Consider the following 22,817-nt stretch of genomic DNA (forward strand, 5'->3'; position numbering starts at 1 on the left):
CGTTTTGTTTGTTGGTGGGTTGGGGTTTCTGAACCAGTGGTTGAGGTGAACAGTTATCGAATTAGTGGCTGAAGCGGCTGATTTTCGGCGCAAATTGGATTAGCCATCAGGGGTTCCTTTTACGAATAAGGGGATTACAGTTTGGTGTCTTACGGTTTCCGCGCCGAAACGCGTTTCCCGAAACTGAGGGTTGCATGTAAGGGGACTAGGGTAACGCCCCCAAGCCCAGGGGCATTACCCTAGTCCCCTTACATACCACCCTCAAAGCGTTTCGGGAAACGCTCTGTGATTTCGCCCCAATTCGTGGTACAATTTTTAGGCAAACATACGTTTAGAGAACTGGAGTGGCGACAGCATGTATCAGTATTTAGAAGGTAAAATCGTTGATATTCAACCGACCTACATCGTTGTGGACGTTCACGGCGTGGGCTATTTAGTTCGGGTTGGCAATCCGTTTCGGTTTGAGGTTGGCTCAGACGATGTTCGGGTATATGTCCACCAATCAATTAGCGATAGCGCCCAGATTTTGTATGGGTTTAACACGTTAAAGGAAAAACAGTTATTTGAAAAGTTACTGGCAGTTTCTGGCATCGGCGCCAAGAGTGCGTTGGCGATTTTGGCGAATGGCGATCAGCAAGCCATTGTGAACGCGATTAGCGGCAATGATGTCAGTTATCTGACGAAGTTTCCAGGAATCGGGAAGAAAACGGCCCAACAAATTGTGCTGGACCTGCGTGATAAACTGGAAGACTTTGCAGAAACGGATCTATTCCAGACGGCGACCGTTAACGGCGGTGATGGCGAGAATAAGGCGTTGAACGAAGCGATGGCAGCATTAGCCGCACTAGGTTATCGAGACCGCGACGTTAAAAAGGTTGAAAAAGTACTCGCTGAACAACCGGGGGAAACGACTGACGTTTACCTCAGTTCAGCGTTATCATTATTAACAAAGTAGAATGGAGGCTTGTTGATGGTAGATGATGAACGGTTAGTGACCGGTGAATCACAGGATGAAAACGAAGCCTCAATTGAACAATCGTTACGGCCATCTACGCTGAGTCAGTATATCGGACAACGGGCGCTCAAACAGGAGTTAACGGTGTATATTCAGGCTGCTAAACAACGTGAAGAAGCGTTAGACCACGTCTTGTTATACGGACCACCTGGCCTTGGGAAGACCACGTTAGCGATGATCATCGCGTCTGAGATGCAAGTGGGGTTGAAGACGACCAGTGGCCCGGCCATTGAAAAAACGGGTGATTTGGTGGCGTTGCTAAACGAGCTGAATCCCGGCGACGTTTTATTTATTGATGAAATTCACCGCTTACCCAAAGTGGTGGAAGAAATGCTTTATTCGGCGATGGAAGATTTTTACGTTGATATCGTGGTGGGGCAGGGACCAACTGCTCACCCGATTCATTTTCCGTTACCGCCATTTACCTTAATTGGCGCAACCACGCGAGCCGGACTGCTTTCGGCACCGTTGCGTGATCGGTTTGGCATCGTTGGTCATATGGCCTACTACGATGTTGACGAACTAGAACAAATTGTTGATCGCTCCGCTCGAATTTTACAGTCCGCAATCGATACGGAAGGCGCACACGAAATCGCGCGGCGTTCACGGGGAACGCCCCGAATTGCAAACCGGTTGCTGAAACGAATCCGGGATTTTGCACAGGTTTCACCAGAGCACGATGCAATTGATAAGACCATTGTGCAACACGCGCTAACGATGCTGCGCGTTGACGATGAGGGCCTTGATCAAACTGACGTGAAGCTATTGGAAACGATGATCAGATTCTATAACGGTGGGCCAGTTGGCTTGAGTACCCTAGCGGCCAACATCGGTGAAGAAACCGATACCGTTGCAGAAATGTATGAACCATTCTTGTTGCAAAAAGGGTTTATTAAACGAACTGCTCGTGGTCGAATGGTCACACCATTAGCGTATGAGCACCTCGGCCTAACACCTATGAATAACGGAAAGGATCCACACTAACATGACACTAACAACTGAAGATTTTGATTACGATTTACCACACGAGTTAATTGCCCAGACGCCAATTGAAAAACGAGATGCGTCTCGATTATTGGTCATGGATCATGAAACTGGCGAGCTGGAAGATCAACATTTTTATAACATCATTGATCACCTCAACCCCGGCGATGCCGTTGTAATGAACGACTCACGGGTCATGCCCGCTCGAATTTACGGCGTGAAGCCAGAGACCGGTGGCCACGTTGAAGTTTTATTACTTCATAACACGCAAGGTGATGAATGGGAAACCTTGATGAAACCTGCTAAGCGGATTCGCGTTGGCCAAACGGTTACCTTTGGTGACGACGGTGCGTTGACTGCAACGGTGACCAAGGAGCTAGAACATGGCGGTCGGATGATCGAATTCCACTATGACGGTATTTTTATGGAAATTTTGGAGAAGCTTGGTGAGACGCCATTACCACCATACATCAAGGAAAAGCTTGATGACCCAGAACGTTACCAAACCGTATACGCCAAACAGGCCGGTTCAGCAGCGGCGCCAACGGCTGGGTTGCACTGGACGAAGGAACTGCTTAAGAAGGTTGAAGATAAGGGCATCAAACTCGTTTATCTGACGTTGCACGTGGGTCTCGGAACTTTCCGGCCAGTTGACGAAGAAAACATTGAAGACCATAAGATGCACTCTGAGTTCTACCAATTATCGGAAGAATCCGCTAAAACGTTAAACGAAGTTCGGGCCAATGGCGGTCGAATCGTGGCCACCGGGACAACATCGATCCGGACGTTGGAAACGATTGGGACCAAGTTCCATGGTGAAATCAAGGCCGACTCCGGTTGGACCGATATTTTCATCAAACCTGGGTACCAGTGGCAGGTCGTAGATGCGTTTATCACGAACTTCCACTTACCAAAATCAACGTTGGTTATGTTGGTGGCGGCCTTTACGGGACGCGACAACATTTTGAACGCATACCAACACGCTATCGAGGAACGTTACCGCTTCTTTAGTTTCGGTGACGCTATGTTTATTAAATAACGGAGGCACGCAATTTATGGAACCAGCGATCAAATATCGCTTAATTAAGACGGAAAAGCACACGGGCGCGCGGTTAGGCGAACTCATTACGCCACACGGCACTTTTCCGACCCCAATGTTTATGCCGGTCGGCACGCAAGCAACGGTTAAAGCCATTGCCCCTGAAGAACTGGATGAGATGGGTGCTGGCGTGATTTTAGCCAATACCTACCATCTTTGGTTACAACCGGGAGAAGATTTAATCAAAGAGGCCGGTGGTCTACACAAGTTCATGAACTGGCAAAAGCCAATTTTGACGGACTCTGGAGGTTTCCAAGTCTTTTCGTTGGCAGAAAACCGAAACATTACCGAAGAAGGGGTTAAGTTTAAAAACCCCATTAACGGTGATCGACTCTTCCTGTCACCTGAAAAGGCAATGCAAATCGAAAACGATTTGGGTCCAGACATTATGATGAGTTTGGATGAATGTCCACCGTTTTTTGAAAGTTACGACTACATCAAGCACTCCGTTGAGCGAACTTCTCGTTGGGCAGAACGTGGGTTAAAAGCACACCAAAATCCCGACTGGCAAGCACTGTTTGGCATTGTCCAAGGTGCTGGCTACGAAGATCTTCGGCGTCAATCGGCTCAAGATCTCGTTAGCCTTGATTTTCCGGGTTATTCAATTGGTGGCTTATCCGTTGGCGAATCGAAGGCCGAAATGAACCGGGTACTGGACTTCACTACGCCAATGTTGCCAACCAATAAACCGCGCTATCTGATGGGCGTTGGCTCGCCGGATTCACTCATTGATGGTGTCATGCGGGGTGTTGACATGTTTGACTGCGTGTTGCCAACCCGAATTGCCCGAAATGGGACGTGCATGACGAGTCGTGGCCGGTTAGCCGTTAAAAATGCCAAGTTCGCCCGCGATTTTCGGCCACTTGATGAAAAGTGTGATTGTTATACTTGTCGGCATTATTCACGCGCTTACATTCGTCACCTGTTTAAGGCGGATGAAACGTTTGGCTTGCGCTTAACGAGTTATCACAACCTCTACTTCTTGTTAAACTTAATGCGCCAAATTCGTCAGGCGATCATGGATGATTCATTGTTAGACTTTAAGCAGGATTTCTTCGAAGAATACGGTTATAATCTACCAAATGCCAAAAATTTCTAAGAATTCTTGTCAGAGTCATGGACGGCGGGTCAAATATTTGTTAAATTATTAGTTAGACATAAAGGTGGGTGAATGTATTGGTAGTTTTAGCAAGTGCAGGTGCAGGCGGTTATTCTAGCATGCTCTTGATCGTTGTTATGATTGTTGCGATGTACTTTTTGATGATTCGTCCTCAAAGAAAGCAACAAAAGAAGCATCAAGACACGTTGAATCAACTGAAAAAGGGTGACCACGTTGTTACGATTGGCCGGTTACACGGGGTCATCGACGAAATCAACAAGGAAGCCAAAACGGTTACTTTGGATTGCGACGGGATCTACTTGGTCTTTGATATGAGCGCAATTGCCACCGTATCACAACGAGCCGCAGCTAGTGAAGTTGCAGCAACGTCAGCCAGCGAACCAGTTACTGACGACAAAGAAGCAACACCAGCTAAGGACGAAGCAGAAACTGACTCAGCAGATGCTGAACCAGCAGACGCAACGCCAGCTGATGATGCTGACAAAGATGCTTCGGAAACGAAGTAACTTGAGAATCCTCCATTTTTGGGGGATTTTTTTTGTTTGCTCCGCTCTGGTTACTGTTGTTTGTGTCCAGCGTAAGCATTCTTCTGTTTAGTTTGTGAAGTTTAATTTGCGTGAACTGTCGATTCCGGTCAGCGGCTAGGTTCCTGCTGTGGGGCCGGTCTGAGCCGAAGAGCGGTCTCAGTCCTCGAATTCAAGCCTCGCTAAAACCCGTGCGAGTCTTGAATTCGTCCCCGGTAATTGGTGGTTGTTGGGAAAAACACCAACAACCACCAATTATCGCGACACAGCATCCACCTAGCCGCTGACCGAAATCTCATATTACGCAATTTGGCATCACTGCAGACCATCTCAAGCGCTTAACTACGGGATTATAACGGCTGACGTTGATTCGACAAACGTTTAAATTGATCAGCGATCAGCGATTCACATTGCGGTGTCTGAATAGCGATGCATTCTGAATGTCAGCACAACTGCATTAAGTTCACGAAAACGTAGCACATAACTGGCAAATTTAGTTTCACGCAATCGTTGGTTTATTGCGGTTACTGAACATTGACCACAAGTGCCATTGTCACCAGCTAACTAATACCCCATAATTGCCCATGAACGTTTGTTCGGGTATAATGGAAAAAGCATGATTCAGACGGTGATTGGAGGTGATCAGCAATGGATAATCCGGTTCAAATTGACGCACACCGGCAAATTTTGCACGTGGATATGGACGCTTTTTATGCGTCAATTGAAGAACGAGATACACCGGCTTACCGGAAGGTGCCATTGGTGATCAGTAAAGATCCGCGGCGCACGGGTGGTCGAGGCGTTGTGACAACCGCGAATTACGTTGCTCGTCAGTATGGGGTGCATTCAGCGATGCCGTCTCAACAAGCGCTAAAGCTGTGTCCAAAGGCAACGTTTATTTCACCTAATTTTCCGCATTACCGAGAGATATCGGAACAGATTCACGAGATTTTTCACCACTACACGGACATTGCTGAATACGTCGCCTTTGATGAAGCCTACCTTGACGTGACGAAAAATAAGCCGGGAATTGCCGATCCGGTTGAGCTGGCAATTAAATTGCAAGCTGAAATCTGGGATCAAACTCACCTGACGAGTTCGATTGGGGTCTCCTACAGTAAGTTTTTGGCGAAGGAAGCGTCCGATTACCGTAAACCGGTGGGCATCACCATTATCCATGCGGCGGATGCCCATGACTTTTTAATGAAGTTGCCAATTGAGCGGTTTCGGGGCGTTGGTAAGAAGACCGTGCCGAAGATGCACGAGTTAGGCATCAACAACGGGGCCGACCTTTACCAGTGGGACGAACTAGACTTGATTCAAAAGTTTGGTCGCTTTGGTGAAGTGCTCTATCAACGGGTTCGGGGCGCCGATAATCGCCCAGTTGAGTATCAACGCGATCGCAAGTCGATTGGCAAGGAACGAACTTATTGGCCGTTTTTGACGACGCAAAGCGAAGCCGATACGCAACTCGATAAATTAGCTGAGATGGTGGCCAGAACGGTGACCAAGCAACAGATGCATGGCCGGACATTAGTGCTCAAAGTCCGATATGGTGACTTTAAGACTCAGACTAAGCGAATTACTGAAGCTGATTTTTTGGAGAATGATCCACAACTGTACGCGCGATTAGCAAAACAAATCATGGCCTCGTTGCCGGAAAATCAAGAAGGGATTCGGCTGTTGGGGATAACCTTGACCGGGTTAGCACCAATTGCATTTGAAAACGTAAAATTGGCGTTATTTGATGATTAGTCGAGATATAAACGCCCGTTGTTGTGCTATTGAATAACCGGGTCGAAAACGTTATACTGGAATGACGACTTACGAGACAGTTGGAAAGGTGACGCGATAGCGATGACATTAAAGGAAACGCAAACGGCAATTTTAGAAGCAATTAAACAACATCAAACGGTGATCATTCACCGACACCAACGACCTGATCCAGATGCAATCGGCTCTCAAATGGGCTTGGCGGCAATCTTAAAAGCCAGTTTTCCAGAAAAGAAGATTTATACAGTTGGAAAACAGTACCCCGGATTTGACTGGTTGGGTAAAACTGATGAGATTGCGGATGAGGTTTACAAGGACGCCCTAGTGATGGTCTTGGATACCGCTAACCAACCACGGGTGGATGATAGTCGTTATCTAACGGGTGATCAGCTGATCAAAATTGATCACCATCCTAATGACGATGCGTTCGGTGACCCAATGTGGGTGATGCCAGAAGCATCAAGTACGTCGGAGTTGATTTTTGATTTTTACACGGCGATGAAACCGGCACTGACTTGTACCGATGAGGCCGCGCGGGTGTTATATGCCGGCATCGTTGGTGATACGGGTCGGTTTATGTATCCGGCAACGTCATCGCATACGATGCAGGTCGCAGGTCAGTTGATGACCTTCAACTTTTCGGCAAGCGATATTAATCAAAAGGAAGATGAAATTTCGATTCCATTAGCCCGACTGTCAGCGTTTGTTTATGAAAATTTGACGATTTTACCAAGCGGTGCGGCTTATTTGAAGTTATCTGACGAAGTGTTGGAACCATTTGCGTTAGGTGACGAGAGCACAAGTGCCATTGTGCCATTGCCTGGTCGCCTGAAGGAAGTCGTTGCGTGGGCCATTTTTGTGGAATCTAAGGACCACACGTTCAGAATTCGGTTGCGGTCAAAAGGCCCATCGATCAACGAACTGGCTAAGAACCACGGCGGTGGCGGACACGCCCTTGCTAGTGGCGCCTTAGCACACGATGATGACGAGATCCAACAAGTCATCAAAGAACTCGATGCGTTATTACAAGAACAAGGAGAATAGAATGAGTCAATCCTTTACGGAGTTTGGGTTAAAGCCATTTTTACTAACGGCACTGACCGAACTCGATTTTAAAGAACCAACAGCGGTGCAAGCGAAGATGATTCCCGTAATTCGGGAAGGACGCAGCGTTATTGGCCAATCTCAAACGGGGAGTGGGAAAACCCACGCCTTCTTACTGCCAATTTTTGACGCATTAGAGGCGGATAACCATGAGGTTCAAGCCGTGATCACCACCCCTAGTCGGGAATTAGCGTACCAAATTTATGGTGATGCCAAGCAGCTCGCTAAGCACAGTCCAGAACCACTTAAGTTAGGCAACTACGTGGGTGGGACTGATAAGCAACGCCAAATTGAAAAACTCGAACGCGAACAACCCCAACTTGTCATCGGGACACCAGGTCGGATTCGGGATTTGATCAAGAGTGGCGCACTTGATGTGCATACTGCGCGTCAATTTGTTGTCGATGAAGCCGACATGACCTTTGATTTAGGGTTCTTGGAAGACGTCGACCAAATTGCTGCTCGGATGCCAGAAAAGCTCCAGATGATGGTCTTTTCGGCAACGATTCCAACTAAATTACGGCCATTTTTGAAAAAATACCTAGTTAACCCAGTTGTGGAAGAGATTCCAGTTCAGTCAGTGATCAGTCCAACCATTGATAACTGGCTGTTAGCCACCAAGGGCCATTCTAAGAATGCGTTGATCTACCAGTTATTAACGATGGGTGAACCATACTTAGCCTTAGTGTTTGCCAACACGAAGCAACGGGTCATTGAAATTGCAAACTACTTGAAGGATCAAAACCTCAAAGTTGCTGTGATTCACGGTGATGTGCCTGCTCGGCAACGTAAACGGGTGATGCGTGAAGTTCAAAACCTGGACTTCCAATTCGTTGTGGCCACTGACTTAGCCGCTCGCGGAATTGACATTGAAGGCGTTTCACACGTCATTAACGATGGTATCCCAGAAGACCTCGATTACTTCATTCACCGGGTTGGTCGGACTGGTCGGAAGGGCTTGCCAGGGACGGCAATCACTTTCTACTCACCCGATGAAGAAGAGCAAATCGAAGCGTTGGAAGCCATGGGCATTGAATTCAAGCCGAAGGAAATTAAAAACGGTGAGATCGTGGATTCATTTGACCGTAACCGGCGCCAAAAACGGGGGAAGAAGTCAGTTAAAATTTCTGGCGCCCTTGCTGGTCAGATTCACAAGAAGAAGAAAAAGGTCAAGCCTGGCTATAAACGTCAGATTCAAAAAGCCATTTCAAAAGAACAAATGTACGACCGCCGCATCAAGCAACGGCAAGATCGACGGACAGCGAAGAAACAAAAGAAGTCTGCTTCTCAACGTTATACAGAGAAATAGAAATTCATCAATGACGCACTCGTTTGTGGCCATTTTGGCTGAAACGAGTGCGTTTTGACTTTAGTGCGTCGACTTAGAGTTCAGCTTGACTAACCCCGGTCCGCCAAGTATACTAAGTATCGTGCAATCAGCGAGGACATGCCTTAGGGCTGGAGGTTCAGAAACGTTTTGGGTGCTGTGAAAAACGACTCTTAACTAAGGTGCTCCCTCGTCGACTAATAGAATAACCGTTGCTCAGCGTAATGAGCTTAAGAGGTAAACGATCAACATCGTTGCAAGTAAAGTGGTACCGCGTCTATGGCGTCTTTACTAGCAGCGGTGTTTTATTATTTTTAAAGGAGAATTGTCATGAAGGAACTAAGTAGTAGTCAGATTCGGCAGATGTACCTGGACTTTTTCAAGAGTAAGGGTCACACCATCATGCCAAGTGCATCGTTAGTGCCAGTAGATGACCCAACATTGCTTTGGATCAACTCTGGGGTTGCCACGATGAAGAATTATTTTAACGGGTCAGTTGTACCTAAGAACCCCCGGATGACCAGCTCTCAAAAGAGTATTCGGACGAACGATATTGAAAACGTTGGCCGGACTGCGCGCCACCACACGTTATTTGAAATGTTGGGGAACTTCTCCGTTGGGGATTACTTTAAGGATGAAGCAATCGCTTGGGCTTGGGAACTCTTAACGTCAGACGACTGGTTTGGCTGGGATCCAGAAAAACTCTACATGACGGTTTATCCTAAGGACGACGCTGCTAAAAAGCGTTGGCTAGAGGTTGGTGTTGCCCCAGATCACATTATTGAAGCCGAAGATAACTTCTGGGATATTGGTGAAGGCCCTTCAGGCCCCGATAGTGAAATCTTCTACGATCGTGGTCAGTCCTTTAACAACTTGGCCGATGATGATCCTGAAAACTATCCTGGTGGCGAAAATGAACGTTACCTTGAAGTTTGGAACATCGTGTTCTCACAATTCAACCACGAACCAGATGGCTCATATAAGCCATTACCACGGAAGAATATTGATACTGGGATGGGCCTTGAACGGGTCGTTTCCGTGTTCCAACACGCGAAAACCAACTTTGAAACCGACTTATTCTTACCAATGATCCACGCAACTGAAACTTACAGTGATGGTAAAAAATACGGTGAAGATGCCAAGGAAGACGTTTCCTTCAAAGTCATTGCTGACCACGCCCGCGCAATTACCTTTGCGATTGGTGACGGAGCATTGCCTTCAAATGAAGGTCGGGGCTACGTTATTCGTCGCTTGATTCGTCGGGCCGTTGTCAATGGCCAAAAATTAGGCGTTGACGGGGCGTTCTTGTACAAGTTAGTGCCCGTTGTCGGCGAAGCGATGAAGGCCTTTTACCCAGAAGTTTTGGAAAACAGCGACTACATTGCGAAGGTTGTGAAGTCTGAAGAAGACCGGTTCAACGAAACCTTAACGGATGGCTTAAACTTGTTGAACGCCTTGATTGCTGAAACCAAGAAAGCCGGCCAAAAAGAAATTGATGGTGCTGAAGCCTTCAAGCTTTACGATACGTATGGTTTCCCAGTTGAGTTAACGCGTGAATACGCCTTTGACGAAGGAATCGGCGTTGATGAAGACGGCTTTGAAGCTGAGATGCAACAACAACGTGACCGCGCTCGTAAGGCTCGGAATTCAGATAACTCGATGGGGGTTCAAACTGATCTATTGATCGGCATTAAGTCACCAAGCGAATACGTTGGTTACACCCAATTAGCCGTTGATGATGCTAAGATCAGCGACATTCTCGCTGATGGGGCGATCGTTGACGCTGCTGAAAGTGGTTTAGCTCAAGTCATCTTTGACAAGACGCCATTCTACGCTGAAATGGGTGGCCAAATTGCTGACCAAGGTGACGTATTAGATGCCGATGGTAACGTGATTGCCACCGTTGAAGATGTTCAACACGCACCAAACGGTCAAAATCTGCACACGTTGAAGTTGAACCGGGCCATCAAGGTTGGCGAAACGGTAACGTTAAAGGTTAACGAGCACTTCCACAGCAAGGTTGAAAAGAACCATACGGCAACCCATTTGCTTGACCAAGCACTTCGGAACGTCTTTGGTGAACACACGCAACAAGCTGGTTCATTGGTTGAACCAAATTACTTGCGATTTGACTTTACCCACTTTGGTCAAGTCACTGAAGCGGACCTGGCTAAGGTTGAAGCCATCGTTAACGAAAAGATTTTTGAAGAAATCCCAGTAACGACCGTTGAAACGGATCAGGAAACTGGTAAGAAGATGGGGGCCATTGCGCTCTTTAGTGATAAATACGGTGATAAGGTCCGCGTTGTTTCCATCGGTGACTTCTCAATCGAATTCTGTGGTGGGACTCATGTTAAGAACACCAACGAACTTGGACTGTTCAAAATCACTTCTGAAACCGGGATCGGTGCCGGTACTCGCCGGATCGAAGCCGTAACGGCTGGCGATGCATTTGCTTATCTGAACGACCATGATCAATTGTTGGAACAAGCTGCTGGTAGTTTGAAGGCGCAACAAGTGAGTGAAGTGCCTGGCAAGATCAGTCAATTACAAGACCAAATCAAAGCCTTGACCAACAAGGCTGATAGTCTTGAAGCGAAGTTAGCAAGTCAACAAGCTGGTCAAATCTTTGACAACGTTCAAACGGTTAATGGCAAGCAGTTGATTACGGGTGTCGTTCAGGTATCTTCAATGGATCAACTGCGTCAATTAGCTGATACTTGGCGTCAAAAGAACTTGTCAGACGTGCTGGTACTTGGGGCACAAGTTGGCGAAAAAGCCAATTTGATTGCTGCTGTCAGTGATGACTCGATCAAAGACGGTCTGAAGGCTGGTGACTTGATCAAAGCCATTTCACCAAAGATCAACGGTGGTGGCGGTGGTCGTCCTAACATGGCGCAAGCTGGTGGGAAGAACCCAGCTGGCCTACAAGATGCCATGACCGAAGCAACTAATTGGCTGGCAAATTTAGCATAACGTGTTAAACTAGTTGGAGGCCGATGGCTGATCGTTCATGATCAGTCGGTAACGGACCCCGCTGATTGGGGATTTCAGGACGAGTTTGAGATGACTAAGGTACTGTTTATCACGCGATTAATTGCAACTAAGAGTATTACGAATTAGTTACATCGTGGGTCATTCGTTGTCGTGACTGCCGTTATCCGGTAAAATGAAGTTAAATAACATCGGTGGAGGTGTGATCATGAGTACGTTAGATAAAACCATGTATTTTAATTTTGGTGACAAACAACCTAAGGACGTTCATGATACGCTGGTAACAGTGTATCAGGCGCTTGAAGAAAAAGGGTACAACCCGATCAACCAGATTGTTGGGTATCTACTGTCTGGCGATCCGGCGTACATTCCCCGTATCAATGATGCGCGGAACCTGATTCGCAAGCACGAACGTGATGAGATTATCGAAGAACTGGTCCGCTTCTACCTCAATGAGAATGGGACGTTGACAAAGTAATGCGATTAATGGGATTAGATGTCGGATCAAGAACCGTCGGGGTTGCCATGAGTGACCTGCTTGGCTGGACTGCGCAAGGCGTTGAGATCATCCGGATCAATGAGGATGAAGAACAATTTGGCATCGACCGAGTCAAGGAACTGGTGAGCCAGTATGAAGTGACTGGGTTTGTGCTAGGATTGCCTAAGAATATGAATAATAGCTTAGGTCCTCGCGCTGAAGCTGCACAGAATTATGGTGAGTTACTAAAAGCAACCTTTGATTTACCCGTTGATTTTGAAGATGAACGGCTAACCACTGTCGAGGCTGAACGGATGCTCGTTGAAGAAGCGGATACGTCGCGAAAGAAGCGTAAGCAAGTGATCGATAAACTTGCTGCTAGCTTGATTCTTCAAAATTACTTGGATCGCCAAGGCCCGTTAACTAAATAAAAAAGTGAGGCGTACAACTATGAGTGAAAACAACGAACAACAAATTACCATTGTCGATGAAGAAGGCAACGAAGAGCTATACAACGTTCTATTTACCTTCAAATCACCTGATTTTAACAAATCATACATTTTGCTTTACCCAGCTGGTAAGGCTGACGATGAGGAAGTTGACATTCAAGCTTACCAATTAGCTGATGGCGACGACCCTGCCGATCCTCAAGGCGGCGACTTGTTACCAATCGAATCTGACGAAGAATGGGACATGGTTGAATCCATGTTAAACACCTTCTTGAACGGCGGCGGCACTGATGCCTCTGATCAAGACTGGGGTGTCCCAGATCCTGAGTAAGTTATTACGATGCACGTCAGTCACTGACGTGTGAGTCCATTTAGCCGCTGGTCCGAATCGGGTCAGCGGCTAAATGAGGTTTAGGGTCCTTTTTAGGGCCAAAGTTTGGGGGAAATGGTTTTGCACGAAACGGATGATGAGGTTAACCCACAACGGCGGCGGTTTAAAGCCGTTGTTGACGGTCAGACCTATACCATCGTTGGTAGCCGCTCCGAAGCGCACATGCGGGCGGTGACGACGTTGATGAATCAACAATTGAACCAATTAAAGCAACTCGCACCGTCGATGACCAAGGAAGAAGCGGCGATTTTGCTTGCGTTTAACGCTATTTCAGATCAACTTGAAAAGGCAACGCAATTGGACCGACTTCAAAAGGCCCAAAAAACGCCTACCGAACGGCCAACCGATTAGACTGCTGGTACTTTTGTTGAAGTAATCGGCAAGCTAGGAGAGTACAGATTAAAATGAACGAGAAAATTTTTAAAACAATGGCGTTTGAGCAGATCAAACAACAACTACGCCAATATTTGGTATCGGCGGCCGGTAGCGCTGAACTTGCGCAACTGACGCCATCCGATGACTTAGCAACCGTCCAACAAGCGATTGACGATACTCGAGATGGGGCTGATATTTTACGGTTAGAGGGCGGTATTCCACTGCCTAAGTTAGCGGATATTACGCCACACATCAAACGTTTATCCATTGAGGGGACCCTGAGTGGGACCGAATTAGCACAAATCAGTCGGGTTTTAAAAACGGTTCAGCGGGTGGTTAGTTTCTTCGATGACCTCCAGCAAAAGCCCGTTGAATTACGACGGTTATACACGGTTGTCGCTGATTTGATCCATTTACCAGAGGTTAGCAAGCGGTTATCAGTTTCCTTAGAAGATGACGGCCGGTTAACCGATGAAGCCTCACCAGACCTGAAACGAATTCGCCGAAAGATCACAACGCTTGAGGGCACGATTCGTGAACAAATGGCGGGTTATACTCGGGGAAAGAATGCCAAATACCTGAGCGATACCTTAGTGACGATTCGTGACGACCGCTACGTGTTACCCGTTAAGGCCGAGTATAAGCAACGGTTTGGCGGCATTGTCCACGACCAAAGTGCCAGTGGGCAGACCCTCTATATCGAACCAGAAGGGGTGGTTGTGAAAAACAACCAACTCCGTGAGGCTCAAATCGAGGAACGGCAAGAAGAACGCCGGATTTTACTCGAACTATCAGAATTATTACGGCCATACCAAACAGAAATCTTAGAGAATGCAACCGTCTTGGGTCATCTGGACTTCATTAACGCCAAAGCGCATTATGCGCATGCAATTAAAGCGACGGAACCGATTTTGTCTGCCGATAATCAAATTGCGTTGCGGCAAGCCCGGCACCCGTTGATTGCGGCGGATAAAGTGGTTGCCAACGACATTGAACTTGGAACGACCTATAAAGCCATTATCGTGACCGGACCGAACACTGGTGGGAAAACCGTTACGCTGAAGACGGTTGGGTTAGCACAATTGATGGCTCAATCTGGGTTATTTATTGCGGCTAACGAGCATAGTCAAGTTGGGTTGTTTGATGAGATTTTTGCCGATATTGGTGATGAACAATCGATTGAACAAAACTTGAGTACGTTCTCGTCACATATGGAAAACATCGTTAATATTTTGAAAGATGCAACTGACCATAGCTTGATCCTTGTCGATGAATTAAGTGCCGGGACTGATCCGCAAGAAGGGGCAGCCCTCGCCATGGCGATTCTGGATGACATTGGTGCGATTGGTAGTGAAGTCATCGCGACCACCCACTATCCTGAACTTAAAGCTTATGGCTATAATCGTCCGGAAACGATTAACGCCAGCATGGAGTTTGACACGGAAACGTTGCAACCAACTTATCGATTATTGATTGGGATTCCTGGTCGAAGCAATGCGTTAGAAATTGCGGCTCGACTGGGCATCAAACAAACGATTATTGATGAAGCGCGGAGTTTAACGGATAGTGATAGTCAAGATCTGAACCAGATGATTGCTGATTTGACTGCTCAAAAGCGTCAGGCTGACCTAGACGCTGCAGCGGCTGCTAAAGAATTAGCGGATAGTCAGGCGTTACATGATGACTTAAAGGCGCAATTTGAACGTTATCAAAATCAAAAGGATCAGTTGACGGAATCGGCTAAGGACAAGGCCAATCAAATCGTTGAAAAGACGCGGGTTCGTGCGGATGAAATTATCCGTGATATCCGTAAGAAACAACTACAAGCCGGTAAGACGGTGATCAAAGAAAACCAGTTGATCGATGCCAAGGGGCAAATCAATGCCTTGCAGCAAGATCAACAGCTGAAAAAGAACCGGGTCTTGAACCGCGAAAAGCGCCGTCATGCATTTAAGAAGGGTGACGAAGTTCTGGTTAAGTCTTATGGGCAACGTGGCGTTATCATGGATAAATTGGATGCGCACCACTTTGAAGTGCAAATGGGCATTTTGAAGATGAAAATCGAAGACCTTGATCTCGAACGCGTCAGTGCTGAAGAAATCAAGAAAGAGCCACAACCTAAAGCAACGGTACGGCGAACACGCTCAAGTGGCGTATCGCCAACTCTTGATCTTCGGGGTCACCGTTACGAACAGGCCATGGCGGAAGTGGATCGGTTTATCGATTCAGCGTTACTGGCGGGTTATCCATCAGTGACGATCATCCATGGGAAAGGGACTGGGGCCCTGCGTCAAGGGGTTACGGAGTACCTGCAATCGAATCGCCGAGTGAAATCATTCGGCTTTTCACCTGCTAACGCTGGTGGCGATGGCTCAACTGTTGTAAACCTGTAAGTTGCCGATTTTAGAAGTGCATTTTGCTTGTACTTTTGGTAAAAGCTGGTAAACTTACTAATTGTAAATGAATAAGGGAGGGAACGTTTTATGGCTGTTTTAGAAACCACGGATTCAACTTTTGAAAAAGATACTGCAACCGGTGTTACGTTAACCGATTTTTGGGCAACTTGGTGTGGTCCTTGTCGGATGCAATCACCCGTTGTCGAACAATTATCTGAGGATATGGCGGATCAAGTGACGTTCAACAAGATGGACGTTGACGCTAACCCAAACACGCCACAACAATTTGGCATCATGAGTATCCCAACCCTCCTTGTTAAAAAGGATGGTCAAGTGGTTGACACCGTTGTTGGTTACCACACAAAAGATCAATTAAAGCAATTGCTGACCCAATACGTCGAAGCATAATTGCAACGTTTAAAAACGTCATCCGAGTGATTGGATGGCGTTTTTTGCTGTCGTTTGTGTCCAACGTAAGCGTTGGGTGTGATTTGGGTGTTGGCTGTTTGCCATCGCTTCGCTTGCCAAAGCCGCACGAAAACCGGCGCTCTCAGGTTACAAAATTCGGCGCCACTTAAACTGTTATTTCCAGGGTTCCTGAAGATGTAGGAACTTGTCAACCACGTGCTTTCTGGCCACCACGCCGAATGGTGCTGCGCGAGACTGAGAGCTGCATGCAAGGTAACATCGGTAAACCCGCCAGGCCCGGGCGCCTTCACCGATGTTACCTTGCACACTGCTCTCAACCCGTCTCGCTCCGCACACTTACGCTGGACACAAACGTAATAAAAAAACGCACGTCCCCATGAAATGGGTACATGCGAGTTTAATTAAATGATTAACCTTGAGGCGCACTCGGTGTGTCAGGGTGCGTGAGCGTCATTGGATTGAGCTCGTGAGGGTCGCTAGTGGCGTCTTTGGGGTCTAAGTGGACAATTAAGCTAACGGCGTCTGCATGGCGGTTTTTTTGCGGATCCTGAGCTTCGGTTTCAGCGACAACGCCAATCATTTGTTCGACGCTTTGGGCAAGAAAACCAGCTTCAAGCATAAACGGCGCTGCAGTTTCAGTGTAGCTTAGTCGAGCACTAACTGGTAAGCCGGTTAGGGTAAACCGCCATTCTTTAGCGGTTTGTTTATCAAGCGTTAGGTGTCCGAGTTGGGCTTGTTCAAAGAACAGTGCAATATCAGTGACGTTACCCAATTCAAAACGGCGGGCGAGTTGTTTTCCCTCCCAATAAGCGATGTTACCGGCGTCAGCACCCAAGATGTCAGTCAAAACGACGTCCCGAAGAAGGGCTTTACCAAACAATGGCGCGGTTGCTGGATCATTAAGGTAGTGTGCGTAAATCTGGTTATCCATAATTTTCTCCATCCTAAATAGCTATTACGTTTAGATTACAATGGAAAGCGTTCAAATTGCAAGTGGATTATCATAACTTAAGAAATGATTGCTTTGCTTGCAACCGCTGTTATTTTGGTGAATAATATAAGTTCAAGTAAGATAAAAGGCGAAGCGGGTGTTTGGCACTTATCGATCACTCGCAAGCGATGATTTTGAAGGATATCGAATAAATAAGTGACAAAATTTAAGTTAACACGGCATTTTTAAAGAGAAGGGAAACAAGCGCATGGTTTCTGGAGCAATTGGTTTTTTGGATTCAGGCGTTGGTGGGTTAACGGTCCTTAAGGCAGCGAAGGCGCAACTCCCAACCGAATCGATGATTTTTGTGGGCGATCAAGCTCGAGTGCCCTATGGTCCCCGGCCAAGCGAAGAGGTCGTTCGATTTTCGCGTGAAATCGCCGGTTTTTTGACGCAACAATCGGTCAAAGCACTGGTGATGGCTTGCAATACTGCAACGGCTGCCGCGTTACCTTTGTTGCAACAAGAGCTACCCATGCCAGTGATTGGCGTGATTCAGGCCGGCAGTCAACGTGCGGCTACCGTGACAACGCACCAACGAATCGGCGTGATTGCGACGGAAGGCACCTGTAAGAGTCATGCGTATCGGCAAGCAATTCAGGCGTTAATCCCGAATGCAACGGTGTATGAGGTGCCATGTCCTGAATTTGTTTTGCTGGTGGAGGCTGGCAATTACCGGTCGGCTGAAGCGACCACCATTGTTCAGCATCGGTTAGCGTTTTTCAAAGACCACCCGGTGGATACATTGGTGCTGGGCTGTACCCACTATCCGTTGCTATTACCTCAAATTACAGCGGCGATGGGATCGGAGGTTCAGCTGGTTGATTCGGGCGTTGAAACGGCGAAACAGCTTCGAAGCCAATTAACGACGGCACAGTTGTTAACGCCAACGGCTAAACCGACGTATCAGTTCTACACTACAGGGACCGTGGCGGGATTTAACCGAGTTGCAGCAGATTGGTTGGGTGACACACACCTTAACGTGACCCAGCTACCTGTGGCGCAACTTCAACAATTTGACCATAATGATAATTAAAGTGAGGCAACGACAAATGACACACAGTGAATTAATTATTGCGACTAGAAATGCGGGTAAGGCTCGTGAATTTCGAGAAATGCTGGCACCAAAAGGGATCACCATCAAGACGTTAGCTGATTTTCCAAATATTGGCGACATTGCCGAAACGGGTACGACCTTTGAAGAAAATGCCACAATTAAGGCCACCGCAATTGCGCAACAAACCAGTTTACCAGTTCTTGCAGATGACTCTGGCTTGCAGGTGGCAGCTTTAAATGGAGAACCTGGCATCTATTCTGCTCGGTACGCGGGTGACCATGATGATGCCGCCAACAACCAAAAACTGTTGACCAAGTTAGCGACCGTCCCGGCTGATCAGCGCCAAGCCGTATTTCATTCAACACTAGTTCTGGTTAAGCCGAGTGGGGCCAAACTCGTGGTTGATGGTGAAGTTAGTGGTGAAATTTTAACCGCACCTCGTGGGGATAATGGCTTTGGCTACGACCCATTATTTTACATTCCAGAGGCGCACAAGACGATGGCGGAAATGACCGATCATGAAAAAAATGCCGTTAGTCATCGGGGACGGGCAGCCGAGAAGATGATGCAACAGTTTGATTCATGGTGGGAGGCTTAAACGTGAAGTACTTAGTGATCAGTGATAATCACGGTGATCGTGAGATTTTAGCGACGCTGTTTGATCGGTATCGCAATCAAGTTGATGGCATCTTTCACTGTGGTGATTCAGAATTGAAGGCTGATGATGCGGTGTTCAAAGATGTTTCGGTGGTTGAAGGCAACAATGATCCTCGCGGTGAGTTTAGCGATGACATTGAACGTGATGACCACGGTGAACACGTATTCATGACGCATGGTGACCTTTATGGGGTTTCGATGGGGTTAACGCATCTGAGCTTGAAAGCCCAGTCGGTGAACGCTAGCTTGGTGTTTTACGGTCATACCCATCAATTAGCGGCCGAAATGGTAGATGATTGTTTGTATTTGAATCCCGGTAGTATTTCACTCCCTCGTGGTACCTATGCGCCGGTCGGTGGCACCTATGCACTTATCGATACAACGCCAGCGATCGTTACCGTCACGTTTTATGACCGGCAGCAACAACCGGTTCCAGGGCTTCAGTTCGAATTTACGCGTCAAACACAGAAAGGGCGATAAAAGTTTATGGTTGATCAACCCATTAAAGACCTCTTACTTGCGGATCATCAGACATTGATTATCCCGGCAAATATCGTTGCCAACGTGATGGTCAATAATGATTGTTACCATGCATTTTTGGTGTTAACTAAGATTGGTTATTCAAAGATTCCGGTGTTGGATCCAGAGCAACATCTATGTGGTTTAGTTTCATTATCAATGATTACCGAAAAAATGTTGGATGTTAATCACGTTGCCCCAGAAAATTTGCGCCGGTTAAAGGTTGCGGACGTGATGGAAACCGACTTTCGGTCAGTTGAAGATCCAACGGACTTGGATGAAATTTTACACCTCCTCGTCGATAATTCGTTTGTGCCGGTTGTTTCGGATGACCAGACATTTACGGGAATCATCACCCGACGTGAATTGTTAAAACGCGTCAATTATCTGGCCCACAATTTTTCAACCCATTTTGAAGTTCAACAAATTGCGGACTTAGTGGGGGACCGTTCGAATTAGCATTATGAGTGGCGTTATTTTGATAAATGCTACAATTAACCATGAGTAAACAGGCGTCTAAATTCCACCACTGGGAATTTAGACGCCTGTTTGATTATAGTTTAAAAATGATAAGTGTCGTTTAAGTGTACTTAGACGTTCGGCGTATCCGTTCGATAAATCGTCGGTAAGGTAATATCAGCGTCACTGATGGCCTTTAAATAAGCGGACAGCAGTTCATGCTGAACGGTTGATTGTTCACCAGGTTGGGTGAAGGTGACCACTTGAATCACCAATTTACCATCTGGCAGTGGTACGGTTCCAAGATTTGTTGGCGCTTGTGTGATGGCTGGAAACTTGGACGCAACCGTTTGGTTCACCGTTTCGATAATTGCGTTGATATCATCAATGGGTGAATCTGGCACGATTGGAATCTGAACCAGCGCCCGCATTTCATTTCGAGACTTGTTGCTGACAATCGTAATGTTTCGGTTCGGGATAAAGTTTAAGGTCCCATCGGCACTAACAACCTGAGTCGTCCGAATGCCAATTGCGGAAACGGTGCCTTCGATTGTTCCAATTTTGACGGCATCACCAACGTTGATTTGTTCTTCCATCAAAATAAACGCCCCGGTAACGATATCGGAAACAAATCCCTGAGCACCAAGACCAAGGGCTAAACTAAAGATCCCAGCACCGGCGACTAACGTGCCAACCGGAACGCCCATGAATGAGAGCAGCGCGTAGATCCAAAAGAAGAGGACGGTGTACTGAAAGATGTTCATGACCAGTGTAAAGATGGTGTCCACTCGGTTTGCCGTTCCAGGCGTGATTTTAGTTGCTTTGTAGCGTTTGAATAAGTGCCGAATAATTTTTTTGCCTAACCAGTTAACTAGCAATAAACCAACAGAAACCAGAATTAACTGAAAAATGGTGGTCGCCGCTTGCTCACCGATGCTTTGCCAGTCAAAGTGGTGAATGAATCGAACAAAATGCGTCAAGATAAAGGGCTCCTTTTGAGGTTGTTAGACAATTGCCATTGATTGACAATTGCAATGAGTTCTTATCTAGTTTAACAAAGTTAGGTGACGTTTTCCAAGGCATAGCCATTGGAATTTTCACAATGAGTTGCTAGCCATGAAGATTCGATAACAAACCAATAAAAGCGGGTGAAACCGCGTACTTTTCATTGCGCCCGGACCGGGTCAATGCTATTCTTAAATTAATCAAGGTAAAGTAAGGAGGGGTAGCGTGACAGGTGGACAAATTGCCGGTTTAATTGCCGCAATCGCGTTTTTAGTTTTGGTGGTCTTTATCGGTGTCTTTTTAACCAAGATGGTTCGGACGCTTGGTGAAGTGAACCAAAGCATTAAAACGATGACTGATGATATGGACGTCATTGCGAAACAAACGGAGGATATTTTGGCGAATGCCAATACGCTGTTAGATGATGTCAATCATAAGGTTGCCACGATTGATCCCGTATTCAAAGCGGCGGCTGATCTTGGAACCAGCGTTTCAGATTTGAACGAGGCAACTCGTGAATTAACTGGGAAGGTTTCATCGACAGCCAAAAAGTCGGTGACCTCTAACTTGGTGGCTCGCGCCGGGTCAGCGATGTTTAATGCTTATCGCGGCCGGAAATCAAAGGACTAAAAGTTGAAAGGAGTTTTTGCGTTATGGGAAAAAAGTTTGGCTTTTTATTAGGGCTCTTAGCGGGTGGTGCAGCAGCTCACGTTGCCTATCGTCGGTTAGATGATGCCCAAAAGGAACAACTTAAGGAAGACCTTCAAGATAAGGTCGATATCGCAAAAGACCGGGCAGTCGACTATGCATTTTACGCAAGCGATGCTTGGGCAGACTTCAAAGAGACGTTTGCTGAACAATCTGAATCAGTGAGTGATAAACTCAAGACGGCAACTGCCCAATTTGAAAACCAGCACTTCTCTAAAGCTGACAACGATGAAGCACCTAGCGAAGACTTACGTTCAGAGTTAGCGGATGTTGCTACGGCAGCGGATGACGACTCCGATGATATCGTACTTAATAGCGAAGACACTTTTGGCGGCGCTGATGTTTCGGATGTGACTGAAACTGAGGAAACGCCTGCTGAGGATGCTGATACAGCTGAATCAACTTCGGACAAACCAGAAGCATAATAATAATTTTGAAAGCCTGAGCATTCTGTTGGATGTTTGGGTTTTTTTATTGTCGTTTGTGTCCAGCGTAAGCATCATTGATGTGAGTTTGTGAAATGTGATTTGTGTGAACTGACGATTCCGGTCAACGACTAGGTTCCAGCTGTGGGGCCGGCCTGAGCCAAAGGACGGTCTCAGTCCTCAAATTGAAGCCTCGCCAAAAACCGTACGAGTCTCCAATTTGTCCCCGATAATTGGCGGTTGTCGGAAGTTCGTCAACAACCACCAATTATCGCGACACAGCTTCCACCTAGTCGCTGACCGGAATCTCACATTGCACAATTCGGCACTATCGCAAAACATCTCAAAACGCGTTGAACGGTAACGTCATCTTATCAAATCAATATAGACGTGACGGTCAACTGATGAAGCTCGGCATCACGCAACCGTTAGTCCATTGTGGTTACTGAACATTGACCACAATTGCTTCTGTAGTTGTCGAGTTATCGTCTAACGTTGCCGGTACACAGTTTAGTCAACTTCAATATGTGACAGTCAG

General features: G+C 46.8%; 23 protein-coding genes. 21 read left to right on the top strand and 2 right to left on the bottom strand.

Annotation, left to right across the window (positions count from 1 at the left end; translation table 11 throughout):
- Positions 1-355: 355 nt before the first annotated feature.
- The 15 genes from ruvA (at position 356) to trxA (ending at position 16,437) form a co-directional block, all read left to right on the top strand.
- The gene (ruvA, locus tag ACYVR3_RS00545) at positions 356-955 is read left to right on the top strand and encodes a Holliday junction branch migration protein RuvA (protein WP_461242683.1); all 600 of its coding nucleotides are present in this window, start codon (positions 356-358) and stop codon (positions 953-955) included.
- 15 nt (positions 956-970) lie between these two features.
- On the top strand, positions 971-1,999 hold the full coding sequence (ruvB, locus tag ACYVR3_RS00550; RefSeq protein WP_461242684.1) for a Holliday junction branch migration DNA helicase RuvB: 1,029 nt from the start codon (positions 971-973) through the stop codon (positions 1,997-1,999).
- Position 2,000: 1 nt separating this feature from the next.
- Entirely contained in the window at positions 2,001-3,038 is a 1,038-nt protein-coding gene (gene queA, locus ACYVR3_RS00555; RefSeq protein WP_461242685.1) for a tRNA preQ1(34) S-adenosylmethionine ribosyltransferase-isomerase QueA, read from the top strand.
- Between the two features lie 16 nt (positions 3,039-3,054).
- Entirely contained in the window at positions 3,055-4,197 is a 1,143-nt protein-coding gene (gene tgt / locus ACYVR3_RS00560) for a tRNA guanosine(34) transglycosylase Tgt (protein ID WP_461242686.1), read from the top strand.
- A gap of 119 nt (positions 4,198-4,316) precedes the next feature.
- Positions 4,317-4,724 carry a preprotein translocase subunit YajC gene (gene yajC, locus ACYVR3_RS00565; RefSeq protein ID WP_461242716.1) on the top strand — a complete coding sequence of 136 codons (408 nt, stop codon included), beginning with the start codon at positions 4,317-4,319 and terminating at the stop codon, positions 4,722-4,724.
- 666 nt (positions 4,725-5,390) lie between these two features.
- Positions 5,391-6,497, top strand: coding sequence for a DNA polymerase IV (gene dinB / locus ACYVR3_RS00570; protein ID WP_461242687.1), 1,107 nt, complete (start codon positions 5,391-5,393; stop codon positions 6,495-6,497).
- Between the two features lie 102 nt (positions 6,498-6,599).
- The gene (locus tag ACYVR3_RS00575) at positions 6,600-7,559 is read left to right on the top strand and encodes a DHH family phosphoesterase (RefSeq protein WP_054736260.1); all 960 of its coding nucleotides are present in this window, start codon (positions 6,600-6,602) and stop codon (positions 7,557-7,559) included.
- Position 7,560: 1 nt separating this feature from the next.
- Positions 7,561-8,928 (top strand): DEAD/DEAH box helicase, encoded by a 1,368-nt coding sequence (locus tag ACYVR3_RS00580; RefSeq protein ID WP_461242688.1) that lies wholly within the window; start codon positions 7,561-7,563, stop codon positions 8,926-8,928.
- Between the two features lie 348 nt (positions 8,929-9,276).
- The gene (alaS, locus tag ACYVR3_RS00585; RefSeq protein WP_461242689.1) at positions 9,277-11,922 is read left to right on the top strand and encodes an alanine--tRNA ligase; all 2,646 of its coding nucleotides are present in this window, start codon (positions 9,277-9,279) and stop codon (positions 11,920-11,922) included.
- A gap of 226 nt (positions 11,923-12,148) precedes the next feature.
- Positions 12,149-12,418, top strand: a complete 270-nt coding sequence (locus ACYVR3_RS00590; RefSeq protein WP_054736255.1) for an IreB family regulatory phosphoprotein — start codon at positions 12,149-12,151, stop codon at positions 12,416-12,418.
- Complete coding sequence (gene ruvX / locus ACYVR3_RS00595) at positions 12,418-12,849, top strand: Holliday junction resolvase RuvX (RefSeq protein ID WP_054736254.1); 432 nt, start codon at positions 12,418-12,420, stop codon at positions 12,847-12,849. The genes ACYVR3_RS00590 and ruvX overlap by 1 nt, the downstream gene beginning before the upstream one ends.
- A gap of 19 nt (positions 12,850-12,868) precedes the next feature.
- A complete protein-coding gene (locus ACYVR3_RS00600; RefSeq protein ID WP_054736252.1) occupies positions 12,869-13,198 on the top strand; it encodes a DUF1292 domain-containing protein in 330 nt (109 codons plus the stop codon).
- 114 nt (positions 13,199-13,312) lie between these two features.
- Positions 13,313-13,609: a cell division protein ZapA gene (locus ACYVR3_RS00605; protein WP_054736250.1), complete on the top strand. Its 297-nt coding sequence runs from the start codon at positions 13,313-13,315 to the stop codon at positions 13,607-13,609.
- A gap of 53 nt (positions 13,610-13,662) precedes the next feature.
- A complete protein-coding gene (locus ACYVR3_RS00610; protein WP_461242690.1) occupies positions 13,663-16,026 on the top strand; it encodes an endonuclease MutS2 in 2,364 nt (787 codons plus the stop codon).
- Positions 16,027-16,116: 90 nt separating this feature from the next.
- A complete protein-coding gene (gene trxA, locus ACYVR3_RS00615) occupies positions 16,117-16,437 on the top strand; it encodes a thioredoxin (RefSeq protein ID WP_054736248.1) in 321 nt (106 codons plus the stop codon).
- A 430-nt stretch (positions 16,438-16,867) separates the two neighbouring features.
- Here trxA and ACYVR3_RS00620 read toward each other — a convergent pair whose 3' ends face one another.
- Complete coding sequence (locus ACYVR3_RS00620; RefSeq protein ID WP_057152237.1) at positions 16,868-17,389, bottom strand: DUF2507 domain-containing protein; 522 nt, start codon at positions 17,387-17,389, stop codon at positions 16,868-16,870.
- Between the two features lie 268 nt (positions 17,390-17,657).
- On the opposite strand from ACYVR3_RS00620, the gene murI reads away from it, so the two are divergent.
- Genes murI through cbpB form a run of 4 tightly spaced genes read left to right on the top strand, consistent with a single transcriptional unit; the run spans position 17,658 to position 20,141 of the window.
- Positions 17,658-18,485: a glutamate racemase gene (murI, locus tag ACYVR3_RS00625; RefSeq protein ID WP_461242691.1), complete on the top strand. Its 828-nt coding sequence runs from the start codon at positions 17,658-17,660 to the stop codon at positions 18,483-18,485.
- Positions 18,486-18,501: 16 nt separating this feature from the next.
- The gene (locus ACYVR3_RS00630; protein WP_461242692.1) at positions 18,502-19,104 is read left to right on the top strand and encodes an XTP/dITP diphosphatase; all 603 of its coding nucleotides are present in this window, start codon (positions 18,502-18,504) and stop codon (positions 19,102-19,104) included.
- Positions 19,105-19,106: 2 nt separating this feature from the next.
- The gene (locus ACYVR3_RS00635; RefSeq protein ID WP_461242693.1) at positions 19,107-19,643 is read left to right on the top strand and encodes a metallophosphoesterase; all 537 of its coding nucleotides are present in this window, start codon (positions 19,107-19,109) and stop codon (positions 19,641-19,643) included.
- Positions 19,644-19,649: 6 nt separating this feature from the next.
- Positions 19,650-20,141, top strand: coding sequence for a cyclic-di-AMP-binding protein CbpB (gene cbpB / locus ACYVR3_RS00640; RefSeq protein ID WP_461242694.1), 492 nt, complete (start codon positions 19,650-19,652; stop codon positions 20,139-20,141).
- Positions 20,142-20,272: 131 nt separating this feature from the next.
- On the opposite strand, the gene ACYVR3_RS00645 is transcribed toward cbpB, so the two are convergent.
- The gene (locus ACYVR3_RS00645) at positions 20,273-21,121 is read right to left on the bottom strand and encodes a mechanosensitive ion channel family protein (protein WP_461242695.1); all 849 of its coding nucleotides are present in this window, start codon (positions 21,119-21,121) and stop codon (positions 20,273-20,275) included.
- Between the two features lie 250 nt (positions 21,122-21,371).
- Here ACYVR3_RS00645 and ACYVR3_RS00650 point away from each other — a divergent pair, with 250 nt between their 5' ends.
- Positions 21,372-21,776: a DUF948 domain-containing protein gene (locus ACYVR3_RS00650; protein ID WP_054736238.1), complete on the top strand. Its 405-nt coding sequence runs from the start codon at positions 21,372-21,374 to the stop codon at positions 21,774-21,776.
- Between the two features lie 23 nt (positions 21,777-21,799).
- Complete coding sequence (locus ACYVR3_RS00655; protein ID WP_461242696.1) at positions 21,800-22,279, top strand: hypothetical protein; 480 nt, start codon at positions 21,800-21,802, stop codon at positions 22,277-22,279.
- Positions 22,280-22,817 lie beyond the last annotated feature (538 nt).

The organism is Secundilactobacillus muriivasis (genome assembly GCF_054785195.1).

Bases quoted from the DNA above. Each gene is read 5' to 3' on its own strand.
- ruvA (WP_461242683.1), top strand. From the start codon at position 356: ATGTATCAGTATTTAGAAGGTAAAATCGTTGATATTCAACCGACCTAC.
- ruvB (WP_461242684.1), top strand. From the start codon at position 971: ATGGTAGATGATGAACGGTTAGTGACCGGTGAATCACAGGATGAAAAC.
- queA (WP_461242685.1), top strand. From the start codon at position 2,001: ATGACACTAACAACTGAAGATTTTGATTACGATTTACCACACGAGTTA.
- tgt (WP_461242686.1), top strand. From the start codon at position 3,055: ATGGAACCAGCGATCAAATATCGCTTAATTAAGACGGAAAAGCACACG.
- yajC (WP_461242716.1), top strand. From the start codon at position 4,317: ATGCTCTTGATCGTTGTTATGATTGTTGCGATGTACTTTTTGATGATT.
- dinB (WP_461242687.1), top strand. From the start codon at position 5,391: ATGGATAATCCGGTTCAAATTGACGCACACCGGCAAATTTTGCACGTG.
- ACYVR3_RS00575 (WP_054736260.1), top strand. From the start codon at position 6,600: ATGACATTAAAGGAAACGCAAACGGCAATTTTAGAAGCAATTAAACAA.
- ACYVR3_RS00580 (WP_461242688.1), top strand. From the start codon at position 7,561: ATGAGTCAATCCTTTACGGAGTTTGGGTTAAAGCCATTTTTACTAACG.
- alaS (WP_461242689.1), top strand. From the start codon at position 9,277: ATGAAGGAACTAAGTAGTAGTCAGATTCGGCAGATGTACCTGGACTTT.
- ACYVR3_RS00590 (WP_054736255.1), top strand. From the start codon at position 12,149: ATGAGTACGTTAGATAAAACCATGTATTTTAATTTTGGTGACAAACAA.
- ruvX (WP_054736254.1), top strand. From the start codon at position 12,418: ATGCGATTAATGGGATTAGATGTCGGATCAAGAACCGTCGGGGTTGCC.
- ACYVR3_RS00600 (WP_054736252.1), top strand. From the start codon at position 12,869: ATGAGTGAAAACAACGAACAACAAATTACCATTGTCGATGAAGAAGGC.
- ACYVR3_RS00605 (WP_054736250.1), top strand. From the start codon at position 13,313: ATGGTTTTGCACGAAACGGATGATGAGGTTAACCCACAACGGCGGCGG.
- ACYVR3_RS00610 (WP_461242690.1), top strand. From the start codon at position 13,663: ATGAACGAGAAAATTTTTAAAACAATGGCGTTTGAGCAGATCAAACAA.
- trxA (WP_054736248.1), top strand. From the start codon at position 16,117: ATGGCTGTTTTAGAAACCACGGATTCAACTTTTGAAAAAGATACTGCA.
- ACYVR3_RS00620 (WP_057152237.1), bottom strand. From the start codon at position 17,389: ATGGATAACCAGATTTACGCACACTACCTTAATGATCCAGCAACCGCG.
- murI (WP_461242691.1), top strand. From the start codon at position 17,658: ATGGTTTCTGGAGCAATTGGTTTTTTGGATTCAGGCGTTGGTGGGTTA.
- ACYVR3_RS00630 (WP_461242692.1), top strand. From the start codon at position 18,502: ATGACACACAGTGAATTAATTATTGCGACTAGAAATGCGGGTAAGGCT.
- cbpB (WP_461242694.1), top strand. From the start codon at position 19,650: ATGGTTGATCAACCCATTAAAGACCTCTTACTTGCGGATCATCAGACA.
- ACYVR3_RS00655 (WP_461242696.1), top strand. From the start codon at position 21,800: ATGGGAAAAAAGTTTGGCTTTTTATTAGGGCTCTTAGCGGGTGGTGCA.